We start from the raw sequence: 13,040 nt of genomic DNA on the forward strand, positions 1-13,040 counted from the left end.
ATGAAATTGTCAAAGTATGAAAAAGAAACGATTATCCTGACAAATGAAGAAGATCGATATTATAGTGTCTATACATTTAATCAGGGATTACAGAAACGACTAAAGAATTTTGCAGAGAGATATCCGGAATGCTGCTATCTAAGCAACTCAACAAAAGAAGGAAGTGAAACCTATATAATCCAAAAGGGACGGTTATCATTGAATTTAAGACCTCCTTATGCAAAGGAACGAATTCAGAAAGCATTAGAAACAATTCAAATAGCACGTGAGGAGAAGTCGGATGATTCATAAGACACGATTTAAACAAAAAAAGCCTCATGACCATGAGGAAAAATGAAAGCAAAAAGTATTCTGTGATAAAGTAATAAGGCTTAGAAGAGAAAATGTCTCTTCTAGGCTTTTTTTTAGTAAGAAAGTAGTTTGGACATATGTTTTTGAAACGACAATAAGTATAGTAAAATTTGTACCAGAGGGCTATACTTTAACAGGACGATAAACATCGTCCTTTTTAAATTGCAAGAATACATAACGAAAGGAGGTTAAGAGAATGTCAAGGACTTCAAAAATTACTGCACTTTATGAGCGTTTATCAAGGGATGATGACCTTACTGGCGAGTCAAATTCAATTATCAATCAAAAGAAATACTTGGAAGATTATGCCCGTAGAAATGGGTTCGGTAACATTCGACATTTTACGGATGATGGTTTTTCGGGTGTGAATTTTGCTGGGGTTAGATAGCGATACTTTTTACATCTACCATGTTGCGGCGGTCATGGTTGACAACTTGCGTCGGCTCCTGCTCGGTATCAACCTGTCCGACAAAGCTATAATGGATTTCGATTTTCCGGGTGTTGGTTTCCCGGTCTAATTCATGTATCAAAATACGGTCGATAAACTCATGGACGTTTTCATAGGTCAATTCCTGTATGTCGCTGTATTTCCCGACAATCTGAATAAACCTTGATATATCCCTTTTTCGCTCGGTAACGGTTGCGATCTGCTGTTGTAACTCGTCTATCCTTGCGGCAAGGGATTTCTTTTCGTCCTCATAGCCGGAAGTTAGAAACACAAACCGTTCATCTGTCAGTCTGCCTAATGCGTTGTCCTCATACAGCTTGCGGAAAAGCGTGTCAAGTTCGGTCATACGCGCCTGTGCTTTGAAAAGTTCCTTTTGCTGCTGCGCTAATGCCTTTCTCGCTTCCATGTCGCCGTACTCGGTAGCTTTACAGATAAAGTCCTGTTCGTGTTCCTTAACATACCGCAAAACCCGCCGCATATCTTCCAGCACTAAATCAAGAAGTACGTTTTTGCGGATATAATGAGAGGTACACTCGCTGCCTGTCCTTGCCCTGTTGCGCCATGCGCCGCAAGAATAGGAAAACTTGCGCGGCTCGATATTTACGCCCTGTTGGTAATACATCTTATGTCTGCAACCAGCGCAAAACAGCAAGCCGGAAAAAATATCAATCTCCGCTGCTTTTGTCGGGCGGTGGCGGGTAGCAATCCGCTTTTGCGCAAGTTCAAAGGTTTCCTCGTCAACAAGCGGCTCATGGGTGTTTGGGAAGAAATAGCGTTGTTCTTCTTCGTTCTTCCGGGTCTTTTTCGACTTGTAGGATACCTTGTGAGTTTTCGCGGTTATGGTATGCCCTAAATATTCCTGCCTTGCTAATATGTCATAGAGCGTTTTGTCCGGCCAAGTATAGGGGGCGATCATTGCCCGCTGATACCGCGCCTGTCCTGTACGCTGATAGCGCAACGCTCCAATCGTCAAGACTTTGTTTTCCGCAAGCCATTTTTGGATTTCGCACATACGCACGCCGCTAACAAACATAGCGAAAACCTGTTTGACAATCGGCGCGGTTTCCGGGTCGGGTATAAGGTGGTGGCGGTTGTTCGGGTCTGGGATATAGCCGTATGGATATTCCCCGTTGACGCGCTCGCCTTTTTGCGCCTGTGCCTGTTTAACTGCGCGGATTTTCTTGCTTGTGTCGCGGGCGTAAAACTCGTTAAACCAGTTCCGCAAGGGGGTAAACTCGTTATCCTCCCGCGCTGTGTCAACTCCGTCGTTGATCGCGATATAGCGTACTCCGTTTTCGGGAAATACAATCTCTATGAGTTCGCCCGTTTTCAGATAGTTTCTGCCAAGACGGGAAAGGTCTTTGGTAATGACCGTCGCCACTCGTCCGGCTTCCACTTCCTGCAACATCGCTTGCAGCCCCTCGCGCTCAAAACTCACGCCGGAAAATCCGTCGTCCACAAAAAACTTTGTGTTCAAAAAATGGTGTTCGTCCGCATAGCGTTGAAGTATCATTTTTTGGTGCTGTATGCTTCCGCTTTCTCCGGCTTGCATATCCTCTTGACTTAAACGGCAGTAAAGGGCGGTGATTTTATTCGACTGTAACATTAGTCCTCCTTTCCGACAGCCGAATAAACAGGTATAATGTGTTGCTATCATTATACCATATCCCGCCGCCTAATGCACTACTCGGACGCTAAAAATCCCGGATTTCCGGGCTTTTTCTGCAAATCCTTTACAATGAGTTTCTCAATCTTTTTATGGATTGTATCGGTTGCCTTTTCACTCGGCAACGCTTGAACAAGATAGGTGATTTTCCCTATTTTGCGTTCGGTTGTAATTGTCTGTTTTTTATCCATTAGAAAAACCTCCTTTTCCTGTATGGATAAACTATATTCGTCAAAAGGCAAAAACGGGCGGTTGTTAGCTGCAACCTCACGGGAGTTTCACCCCGGCCCATGCTTATGGGTGCGCCGCGCAATACTTTGAGGGTGTTCAACGCGGGAGTATCATTGTGCCGCCTTGTATGTCGTCGCCCACAAGCTGCTAAACCTGTTTTACGGCGCGGTAGTTCTCGCTCGGCTTTTCCCCTATGGGGAAAAGCTGTCATGGCGTACCCGCCGACTGGCTCGGTACAGACGGAATGTACCCGTTTGCCTGTTATGCTGCGCACCAAAGGCCGCTTTCTTTGTCAAAGAACAATAGGCTTTGTCGGCCTGCAAAAGCACATCAACAGCGGATATGCTTTTGCGGAACGACAAATAGCCCATAACGGGAAGCGTGGAAAGGGGACACGCTCCCCGCATGGGCTAAAAGATTATCCTACATGAAAAGCAAGGGTGCGGGTAATAAGGCGCACTTGCAGCCTGTTACGCATTTCCTCGTCCACATAGGAATAGGTATTGCCCGCGTCGTCTTTCAGCGTGCGGGTACAAAGTTTCGCTATGTAACCCTCGTAGTGCTTCAAGATCGCGCACATGGCGGTTGTGTCGCCGTTTGCCGCTGCGGAAATGACAGGGAACGGCAACAGATTTTCAGACTTCCTAACGGTATTCATCATCTGCTTTTCCCTCCAAATACTGTTTGATTTTCGCAAGCGCGGATTTCCTGTGCCGGAAAACCGTCGTGCGTACAACATTCAGCAGTTCGCCAATTTCCGCGTCGCTCATATCCAAGAAGTAGGACAAAAGGATAATGTCGCGTTTCCTTTCGGGCAAAGCGTTAAGGGCTTCGGCAAGCAGTTCATTTTTGACGAGTACATCAAAGCCGGACACTTGAAAACGGAAATAATCGCTTTCGTATTCGTCCGTTGTGAAAAGCTGCGCGAGTTCGCTTTCGCTCAAATCCGAAAAAGTAACTTCGCGTGCTGCGCGTTTCGCAAGAGTGCGGCGGTGGCTTTTCGCTTCGCCGACCAAAGTTTTCTTTGCTAATGCGTCGTACTGATGTTGTATTCTTTCCTTGTCGGAAGAAGATAGCTCCATAGAGTTCACCTCCTTCCCGCGTGGAGTAGAGGACGGGAGTTAAGGGCTTGTCCTCTCTGCCCCTTTCGCTCCGTACCCGTTCGGGAGATGGCTCTTGAGTGCGCTTTTCAGAAAAAAGTTGAAAAAAGCAAAATGCGCCCGTCCGCAAGACGCGGACGGGCGCAAAGGAAATGTAAGCAGTAGCTAAATGTATTGACAGTTCACATTCATAGCCGGAATATCCCGCTTGCGGAGCATAGCTTTTTTTGACCGCAAAGCATTAGGCGGGTTACAGTAAATAAAAATGGACACGGCGATACCTCCCCGATACCGCCGTATCCTTAAAAAAGGGCGACTTTAATACACTACCCGCAATCCATTCTATAATAGGGAACAGCGGCTTTTGCGCAATATTAAATAAAAAAGCCGATAACACATAGGTTTTTTGACCTAATGCGTTATCGGCTCTGCGTCTATGCGTCTGGCACTTTTAATCATTTTTTTTGAATTTATTATATGTGTTAGCTAACTGTCCACAAGCCGCGTTAATCTCTCTGCCATGAGAAACTCTCATAGTAACTTCAAGTCCTGCTTGCTCTAATTGATGTTTGAATGCAACTATTTCCCGTTTCTGTGGTGCTTTAATTCTTGAATTGCTTGTTGGGTTGTATTGTAACACGTTAATCATAACTTTTTTGCCCCGAAACCATTTTGCAAGTTGTCTTACATCTGAGGGCCGGTCATTTATACCCGGTAAAAGCAAATACGCAAAGACAATTTTGCGATTATGCCTTTCAGAATAGGATAAGGCTTGCTTAACAACATCTTCAATAGCATATATGCGCATGTGAGGAATAATACGATTTCTTGCAGATTGTGTTGCTGCGTGTAAAGATATTGTCAACTGAATTTTAAGATGTTCCTCGCGCAATTTTTTTAATTGATCGACCGGACCAACTGTTGATATGGTAATGCCGTCGGTTGGAAAGTTGAGCCCATATCTATCTCGGAGAATATGGATTGCTTTTATCAAGTTGTCATAATTGAATAAAGGCTCTCCCATACCCATAAAAACGATACGGTTTACTTTTCGACGCAACAATATAATCTGTTGTACGATTTCTGACGATGTTAGATTACGAACAAAGCCATTTCGCCCGGACTCACAAAAAATACAACCAACAGGACAACCGACTTGTGTGCTCACGCAAACAGTTCCACCATCTCGCCGCTTGATAAAAACCGTTTCAATGTATTTGTTGTCTTTCAGTTCGTAAACATACTTTTCAGTATCACTGCTTTTGCAAATATTTTTTACCAACATTGATAGATTTTTTTTGCGTGGTAATTGCTTATATAATTCTTCATATAAGGCTTTTGCTTCATTCTCGCCAATAACTTCCGACATTTCTTTGTAAGTAAATCCGTATGGATCATTCCGTACTTCCGCAGGCGTATATTTAGGTAAACGTTTCATTTTTATATCCTTTCTTCTAAATAATAAAAGTTTGTTTTTCTGTATTTTTGATTACAATCTCTAATTTTTCTACATCAATGATATGCGTCAATTTGCATTTAGGGCAGAAAAGAGGAAAATCTTTTAATACAGTATTATGAAATACTTGAACTCTCGTCTTTCCGTTACAAATCGGACATTTTATCCAATATTTTTTAAGCATTATATTTCACTCGTCCTTTTTACACAAAAAAATGCAGGTCAATCCTCAACATGAGCATTGACCTGCATTTATAATGCACAGAGCAGTACAACAAAACTAAGGCATAGCTTGCACTATGTCTATACTATATCTATACGTCGTTAGTTTTTTGTATAGCATCCGCAAAATAAGCATGACAAAAAAGCCCATGTTGAAAATGGGAAAATCCTTTTTTTCAATGATTATCTAATACGCATGCTATGCAACATAAACGCCACCTCCTTTTACATAAATTTTATTTTATCAGAAAATCAGTCTACTGTCAATACACAACAGGAAGTATTTAACCTAATGATATGAATTGTGTGGACATATCCAAAAAGAAAGGTGAACTGTAAAATGTAACAGGGTGAATGAAAATGGCAAAAAGACCCGTACCATTGTACGACTTTAAGGCTTTCGGGGCAGCTATAAAAGCCGCGAGAAATGAATACGGCGAGAGCCGCAAAAAGGTAAGCGACGAGTTATATATTTCCCCGCGCTACCTTGCGAATATCGAGAACAAGGGACAACAGCCGAGTTTACAGGTATTCTATGACCTTGTAACCCGGTATCATATTTCGGTAGATCAATTTTTCTTCCCGAACAGCAATGCGGAGAAATCCACCGGGCGGCGGCAGCTTGACGCGCTGCTGGACGGTATGAGCGATAAAGGCATACGGATTGTAACCGCAACGGCAAGGGAGATAACAGAAGTCGAACAAGCAGAGGACTAACCTCACAATATGGGAAGCAGGAGATTGCAGCGCATAGGGGCTGCAATCTTTTTTTGCGCCAAATTAGAAAGAGAGTGCAACAAACGCTGCCTTTGAAACGGGATAAGGAGTAGATAGCAAGCACAGCAAACGAGTACCCGTTTGCGAAAAGTGCTTGTTGGGATAATCCCAAACCCTTATACCGAAAGGCGGTGCGGAAATGGAAAACCGAAAGAGAAATATACAGATGAAGTTTTACGTTACGGAAGAAGAAAAGCGGCTGATCGACGAGAAGATGAAGCAGCTTCCCATAAAGCAGTATGGGGCATACTTCCGTAAAATGGCGATAGACGGGTATATTCTTGTCGTTGACCGAAGCGACACAAAAGCATATATCCGGGAACTGCAAGCGGTGAGCCGGAACATCAACCAGATTGCAAAACGCGCCAATGCGACGGGGACGGTTTACAGGCAGGATATAGAGGACATTAAAAAGGCGGTGGACGAGATATGGCGGTTACAAAGACGCACCCTATTAAATCAACCTTAAAGGCTGCGATAGACTATATCTTAAATCCCGAAAAGACAGACGGGAAGCTGCTTGCGTCCTCTTTCGGCTGCGGGCTGGAAACCGCCGATATTGAGTTTGCATGGACGCGGGAAGCTGCCGGAGATCGCGGCACACATTTAGGGCGGCACTTGATACAATCCTTTGCGGTGGGAGAAACCACACCGGAAGAAGCGCACAAAATCGGCATGGAACTTGCCGGGGCGGTATTAGGCGGCAAGTATGAGTTTGTTTTGACAACTCACGTCGATAAAGACCATCTGCATAATCACTTGATTTTCAACGCGGTTAGCTTCGTTGACTACAAAAAGTACCATTCCAACAAGCAAAGCTATCACTTTATCCGGCGCACCAGCGACAGGATATGTAAAGAGCATGGGCTATCCGTCGTCGTACCGGGACAGGACAAGGGAAAAAGCTATGCAGAATACACCGCCGAAAAGCAAGGGACAAGCTACAAAGCAAAGCTGAAAACGGCGATAGATACTCTCATTCCCCAAGTGAAAGATTTTGACGAACTGCTGCGCCGCTTGCAGGAAATGGGGTATGAAATCAAACAGGGCAAATACATTTCCTTTCGCGCTGCCGGACAGGAACGGTTTACCCGCACAAAGACGCTCGGCGCGGCCTATACGGAAGAAGCGATAAAGGAGCGTATCAAGGGCGTGTATGTTGCCAAAACAAAAACGCTGCGGGAAGATAAGAAAATCCGGCTTGTCGTCGATCTTGAAAACAGTATCAAAGCCCAACAGTCGGCGGGCTATGAACGGTGGGCAAAAATCCATAATCTGAAACAGGCTGCTAAAAGCATGAACTTCCTAACCGAAAACAAGATTGAGTATTATAGCGAACTTGAAAGCAAGATAGCCGATATTATGACCGCCCATGACGCGGCGGCAAGGGCGGTTAAGGACGTAGAGCAGCGTATGTCTGATTTGTCGCTGCTTATCAAGCACACGACCACATACCGACAATTAAAACCGATTTACGAGGAATACAAGAAGTCGCGGGACAAGGAAAAGTATCTGCGGGGGCATGAAAGCGAAATTATCCTGTTTGAAGCTGCGGCAAGGGCATTAAAGGAAATGCAGATAAAGAAGCTGCCCGATCTCGCCGCGCTGCGCAAGGAGTATAGCAGCTTAAACGACAGAAAAAGCAAATTGTATGAGGATTACCGCCAAGCGAAAAAGCAAATGCAAGAACGAAAACGGCGGTGCTGCTGGTCGTCAAGCCGCGCTGGATATGGATAAGGTTTTCCCCCAACGGGATAGAGGACATAAGCCCCTGTTCCTGCCGGTAGTCAAGGCGGGTCAAAATGCAGTTGTATTTCTGCGCGATTGCCGCCGCTCCAAATACTTCGTTATCCAATTTCTGCTTGGTATCTGCAAGGTTTAAGACAAGCAGCGTAAGCAGAAACATTCTTTCGTTGCGGCTCTGCAAATCGCGGAGTAGGTTTTTTGCTTCCCCGCCGTAGGTGGCAAGGTCGGACGGAATAATATCCATGTCGTAGCCGCTGCGGATTGCTTTTTTCTGTTCCTCGATTTTCATACGGTCAAGGTCGGTAATCTTGCGCTTAATCGTCTTGATTGCTTCGTTGTGGTCGATACTCTGAATGTGCAGATTGACGATAATCCCGTTTTCCGCGTCCATGAAGTCGGCAAGCATACGGTCGGAGAGTTCCGGCGCGACGATCTGCAAAAAGGAAACTGCGCCAAACTTGCCGCCCATTTGAAACATTCGCCCGTCGCCAAATCGGAAAGAGGACGGCGCGATAAAGTCTTTGACAGAAAGACCGCTTGCGGGTAGCCATTCCCACGCAAAGTTAAAGCGTTCCCCGTCCGGGTGGAAAATCCCATGCAGCACTTCAAGACGCTGTTTCCCGTCCAATACCCGCGCCGCCGCGCCGATCACCTTAAAATGGTTGAGGGTGTGGGCTTCATGGTAAACTCGTCATGTTCAAAGGTTAGGTACTGCTCGGCAGCTCCATAGTCGGCATTTTTAGAGCTGATATGTTTGAATGTTGCCAACGGCTTCACCTACTTTCTGCAAGACTTCAAACTTCAAGGCGGCAAGCTCCGCTGTGGCGGCTCGTACCTCTTGGGAGAGGGCGTTATAGGGTGCGCCGTACTCGTTCAGACAGCGGGCAATCTGGTTTAAGTTGCCGCCGATTTTCCCGTATTCGGCTGTGAGTTTCCCAACGGCAGAGAGTAACTCATCATTGACCGGGGAAACAGTAATGACCGGGCGTATGCTTGACTTAATGAGGGCTTGTCGGATAAATTCGGCTTGGCTCATTTTGCAGAGGGTGACACGCTCGGAAAACTCGGCGTATTCTTCCTCGGTCAAGCGTGTCTTGATTACCCGGCTTCGGTGGGGCGTGTTGTATCTTTTCATGGCTGTGAACCTCCTTTCGTGGGTGGATTTTTTCAAGCGGCGCAAGCCGCAAAAGGCGGGCTTGGGGTGGCAACCCCAACAAGATTCCCATAGGACAAAATGAGCCGGTAGGCGAAATTTGGTACTGTGGTAGAATCTTGCTCTAAGAAAACGGCGAAACTCCCCCTTTACTCCTTACTACGCAGAGAAATGCAAATATGGCAAAGTTTTGAAAAACTTTTTGATAAAACTTTTCGACAAAGCTGGAAAATCAGCGCGGTTTTTGGCGCAAAAAAACAGGAAACCTTTTCTGATTTCCTGTCATGGTATGCCGCTGTAACGGGCGGCGGTTATTCTGTTGTCATTCCCCGGAAGCAAACTTGTAGCCCATACCTAAAACGGTTTTTATGTAAATGGGCTTGCGGCTGTCCGGCTCTATTTTTTTCCGCAGGTTGTAAATCACATTTGCAACGCTTGACTGGCAGCTTTCACTTTCCATGTTCCAAACGGCTTCAAATATTTGTGTCCGTGTGAGGACAATGCCGGGGTTGGAAGCAAGATATACAAGGGTACTGTATTCAAGGCGGGTAAGGCTTACTTCCTCCCCGTCTTGAAATACCCGGCGTTGGTTCTGCTTTATTTCCAGTCCCGGAAAAGATAACACGGAAGCGGTTGTGATCTGCATGGGTTCAATCTGTATATAATCAGATATTGCCGATATGATTTTGTCAATCGCTGTTTCCTCTTGTTCGTTAAGTGTCAGCAGTAGTAATTTCCCCATGTTCATTACCTCTTTTATCCGTTGAATTTAAACTATATTTTTCTGTCGTGTTTTTGACAGTAAGCAACAAATATATATGATAGAGAGCGTAATGTCAATTTAATGCCATTAAAAGAGAAAGATGGTCTGTCTAATTATTATCATTTTGTTCATATGCACTTACGCTGCGTTTGGCATTTAGGCAATTCAATATATTGTAAATTTATCTATATCAGCGGGCTAACCTCATTTTCACAAAATAAGCTAAGTTTGTGAAGCGCTCTTGTGCAGGCAACATATAAGAGGTTTTTATCATCTTCATCATGGTAGTTTTGGCTATCTGCATCACAAATTAAGACAGTATCAAATTCTAATCCCTTTGACATATATACTGGTAAGATAAACACGCCTTGTAAATCTGATACGCTCCCATTTTTAATTAATTGAATATCAAGTTTGTGTTTAATTTTATTAAATAGATAGGTTGAATTTTTTTCGGTTTTACAAATTAAGCATATCGACTGAAACCCTTTCTCTTGGCATAATTTTATTTCCTTAACAATTTCATCAATGAAGATTTCGGAATTATCAGCAATATATACTTTTGGGCTATCGCCATTCCGATTAAAACTTTTTATCTGTGAACTTTGTTCAATGAACTTTAAACTAAAATTTAAAATTTCATTCGTACAACGGAAACTTTTATCCAACATAATAAGAGAAGATTTTTTCTTGTTCAATATTTTTTGAATTTGTTCGTAGAAAGAAATATCTTCTTTTTTGGCAAGAGTCTGTTTCATATCTCCTAAAATAGTAAATTTGGCATTAGAAAAAAGCAAATTAAATATTTCATATTGGAGAGGGTAGTAGTCCTGTGCTTCATCAATGACTACCTGCTTAATATTTTTATATTTATTTGTTCCGTATATTTTTAAATACAAATAAGCGATTGCTATTGCGTCATCATAATACAAGCTGTCTGCTTCCAAATTTTCCTTAGTATATTTCCAAATATTTTTTATGTTTTGTGACGGATTGCTATTTTGCAGCAGGCTATAAAAATAGGCTTCATTGCTAAATAATATTTTATATAATTCAACAATGTCAATTTTTATAAATTTCTGTATTTCCTGCTTGATTAGATTTTTTTCTTCTTTATGCCCCCGCCCTTTTCCTGTTCCAAATATTTGTTCTAAAATATAATCTTCTAATTGTTCTAATTTTATGCCTAATGGTGTTTCTGGTCTTCCTAATATCTTGTCTTTTAGAATTTGCCCGCTTACAACGCATTTTCCCTCATAATAAACATCTTCAAATTCTATCCACTGGCGGGGTATATCAATGAGAAATTGGTCTAAAATTTCCCTAAAAAAACTTGACGTTTTAAATTCTATACTATTTCTTGAAATTTCCTTGTATTTTGAATTGACAATCAAGTTTTCTAAAAAATCATTTCTTGACTGAATTTTCCTGCCATTTAATAACTCACTAAGTATATCTTCAAACACGGAAGAAATAACATTATCTTCTCCCAATTCGGGCAATACATTTGAAATATATTGCTCAAATATAGAATTTGGGGAAATAATCATAATGTTATTTGCGGACAGCTTTGTTTGTAAACCTTGATACATAAGATAAGCAGCCCGGTGGAGAGCAATAGAGGTTTTTCCACTTCCCGCTACACCCTGTACCATTAGCAGGTCATTTTCCATATCTCTAATAACCACGTCCTGTTCATGCTGAATTGTTTCAACAATAGCTTTCATTTTAGCAGTAGTGTTTTGTGACAGTAATTGCCTTAAAAATTCATCAACAATCTGAACATCTGAATCAAAAAAATATTCCAGTATTCCGTTTTTTATTTCATATTGGCGTTTCAAATTGAGTTCACCTGTTACTCGTCCACATGGAGCGTCATAAAACGCTTCGCCTGTCATAAAACGATAGAAAACACTGGCAATCGGCGATCTCCAATCATAAACATACATCTCTTGATAGCTGTTTTTTCGTAGAGAAGAACGTCCAATGTATATTTTTTCAAATTCGTCCTCATCATCAAATTTAAAATCAATTCGGGCAAAATAGGGCGATTTTATCATCTTTTCTAACAGAAGTATTTTATGTTCTTCTTCTTCATAATCTATAATTTTGTCTGTAACAGGATTGATATATTGGCTTAATTCAACAAGTGCCTCGAAACCGTCTGATGTGTACAGTGATGTAATGCCGTGTTCTGTATTTTCACGCACATCTTTTTTGGCTTCGATAATTTCTGATTTCTTTTTGTCTGCCGCTTCTTTTGCCTGCTTTAATTGTTCCTCGGCTAAAGAGATTGTTTGTGCTAATCTTTTTTCTTCAAACGCTTTTTCTGTCTGATTATTCCCCATAATGATTATGACCTCCTTGAAAAATGAAAGAAAGTTTTACTGAAACATTGCTAGGCTAGTTTAGCATGTGTCAGCTTATATAAACAGTCTTGTATTTATAAAATTTGTATGGTATTATTATAGTGGGAAGAAGTATGTTAGATAGGGTAAAAAACCTACTAGTGAAGCCATAGACAAGACTATCGCAGATCCTGTTTTCTCTGTAAGGTAAAAAATGATCGCCATTTGCAGGATGGCACTAGTGATTAATGATACTGCCTGCCCTGCCCATATTGTATAAAACTTAAGTTTCCAATTGTTGTATTTTTCCATTTATATTATCTCCTGCATATTATTTTGCTTGAATTTCTATTTTGAACAGCATTCTAGGCAATAAAAAATGCAGGCCAAAATCCACAATGTGGCTTTTGGTCTGCATACATACAATTTGGAAACATTCATATTAAAGACATAGTTAAATAAAGGTATAGTTAAATAACTTATATCTCACCGTAACTAATGAATGCTCAATATCGTATAAATAAGCACAACAAAAAAGCCTATCATCGGGGATAGATTCTGCTTTTTTTATTGCCAGCTTATCTTAAACGCATTGAGGCTGTCATAGTTTCGGTTCCTCCTAAACTCTTATTTGTATCAGCATATATTTTAACACAATAAGTTGTTTTAAGCAACGTTTAAAATTGAAAAAAGCCACGGACAGCGATAGCAAAATACGCAATACCGTCAATGGTCTCGATGAACAGTGCAAGCACTGCCATTGACGGTATTTCTTTATT

General features: G+C 42.2%; 13 protein-coding genes and 3 pseudogenes. 5 read left to right on the plus strand and 11 right to left on the minus strand.

Annotation, left to right across the window (positions count from 1 at the left end; all coding sequences use genetic code 11):
• Both DW125_RS07125 and DW125_RS07130 read left to right on the plus strand, forming a co-directional pair.
• Positions 1–291: a molecular chaperone gene (locus DW125_RS07125; protein ID WP_117537637.1), complete on the plus strand. Its 291-nt coding sequence runs from the start codon at positions 1–3 to the stop codon at positions 289–291.
• A 256-nt stretch (positions 292–547) separates the two neighbouring features.
• A pseudogene (locus tag DW125_RS07130) lies at positions 548–724 on the plus strand (recombinase family protein); the annotation flags it as partial.
• A 7-nt stretch (positions 725–731) separates the two neighbouring features.
• On the opposite strand, the gene DW125_RS07135 reads toward DW125_RS07130, so the two are convergent.
• From DW125_RS07135 to DW125_RS07165, 6 genes are all read right to left on the minus strand, one after another.
• The gene (locus tag DW125_RS07135; protein ID WP_002604471.1) at positions 732–2,405 is read right to left on the minus strand and encodes a recombinase family protein; all 1,674 of its coding nucleotides are present in this window, start codon (positions 2,403–2,405) and stop codon (positions 732–734) included.
• A gap of 77 nt (positions 2,406–2,482) precedes the next feature.
• Complete coding sequence (locus tag DW125_RS07140) at positions 2,483–2,656, minus strand: transposon-encoded TnpW family protein (RefSeq protein ID WP_002604472.1); 174 nt, start codon at positions 2,654–2,656, stop codon at positions 2,483–2,485.
• A gap of 458 nt (positions 2,657–3,114) precedes the next feature.
• Positions 3,115–3,357, minus strand: a complete 243-nt coding sequence (locus tag DW125_RS07150; RefSeq protein WP_002604473.1) for a helix-turn-helix domain-containing protein — start codon at positions 3,355–3,357, stop codon at positions 3,115–3,117.
• Positions 3,341–3,778, minus strand: a complete 438-nt coding sequence (locus DW125_RS07155) for a sigma-70 family RNA polymerase sigma factor (protein ID WP_002604474.1) — start codon at positions 3,776–3,778, stop codon at positions 3,341–3,343. The genes DW125_RS07150 and DW125_RS07155 overlap by 17 nt, the downstream gene beginning before the upstream one ends.
• Before the next feature lie 469 nt (positions 3,779–4,247).
• Positions 4,248–5,234: a 23S rRNA (adenine(2503)-C(2))-methyltransferase RlmN gene (rlmN, locus tag DW125_RS07160; protein ID WP_006774449.1), complete on the minus strand. Its 987-nt coding sequence runs from the start codon at positions 5,232–5,234 to the stop codon at positions 4,248–4,250.
• 16 nt (positions 5,235–5,250) lie between these two features.
• On the minus strand, positions 5,251–5,436 hold the full coding sequence (locus DW125_RS07165; protein ID WP_003431289.1) for a cysteine-rich KTR domain-containing protein: 186 nt from the start codon (positions 5,434–5,436) through the stop codon (positions 5,251–5,253).
• A gap of 398 nt (positions 5,437–5,834) precedes the next feature.
• On the opposite strand from DW125_RS07165, the gene DW125_RS07170 reads away from it, so the two are divergent.
• The 3 genes from DW125_RS07170 (at position 5,835) to DW125_RS07180 (ending at position 7,988) form a co-directional block, all read left to right on the plus strand.
• Positions 5,835–6,191: a helix-turn-helix transcriptional regulator gene (locus DW125_RS07170; RefSeq protein WP_044942672.1), complete on the plus strand. Its 357-nt coding sequence runs from the start codon at positions 5,835–5,837 to the stop codon at positions 6,189–6,191.
• A 199-nt stretch (positions 6,192–6,390) separates the two neighbouring features.
• Positions 6,391–6,720 carry a plasmid mobilization protein gene (locus tag DW125_RS07175; RefSeq protein WP_002584958.1) on the plus strand — a complete coding sequence of 110 codons (330 nt, stop codon included), beginning with the start codon at positions 6,391–6,393 and terminating at the stop codon, positions 6,718–6,720.
• A complete protein-coding gene (locus tag DW125_RS07180) occupies positions 6,681–7,988 on the plus strand; it encodes a relaxase/mobilization nuclease domain-containing protein (protein WP_117500818.1) in 1,308 nt (435 codons plus the stop codon). The genes DW125_RS07175 and DW125_RS07180 overlap by 40 nt, the downstream gene beginning before the upstream one ends.
• Here the strand turns inward: DW125_RS07180 and DW125_RS07185 are convergent.
• The 5 genes and pseudogenes from DW125_RS07185 to DW125_RS07205 form a co-directional block, all read right to left on the minus strand.
• Positions 7,939–8,676, minus strand: a pseudogene (locus DW125_RS07185) (VirB4-like conjugal transfer ATPase, CD1110 family); the annotation flags it as partial. The gene DW125_RS07180 and the pseudogene DW125_RS07185 overlap by 50 nt on opposite strands.
• Positions 8,677–8,736: 60 nt before the next feature.
• The gene (locus tag DW125_RS07190) at positions 8,737–9,132 is read right to left on the minus strand and encodes a plasmid mobilization protein (protein ID WP_117500819.1); all 396 of its coding nucleotides are present in this window, start codon (positions 9,130–9,132) and stop codon (positions 8,737–8,739) included.
• Between the two features lie 340 nt (positions 9,133–9,472).
• Positions 9,473–9,892, minus strand: a complete 420-nt coding sequence (locus DW125_RS07195) for a winged helix-turn-helix domain-containing protein (RefSeq protein ID WP_173821045.1) — start codon at positions 9,890–9,892, stop codon at positions 9,473–9,475.
• A gap of 206 nt (positions 9,893–10,098) precedes the next feature.
• Positions 10,099–12,261, minus strand: coding sequence for a HelD family protein (locus tag DW125_RS07200; protein ID WP_117500820.1), 2,163 nt, complete (start codon positions 12,259–12,261; stop codon positions 10,099–10,101).
• 132 nt (positions 12,262–12,393) lie between these two features.
• Positions 12,394–12,573, minus strand: a pseudogene (locus tag DW125_RS07205) (MFS transporter); the annotation flags it as partial.
• Positions 12,574–13,040 lie beyond the last annotated feature (467 nt).

Source organism: Dorea sp. AM10-31, assembly GCF_003435815.1.
GTDB lineage: Bacteria > Bacillota > Clostridia > Lachnospirales > Lachnospiraceae > Dorea_D > Dorea_D hominis.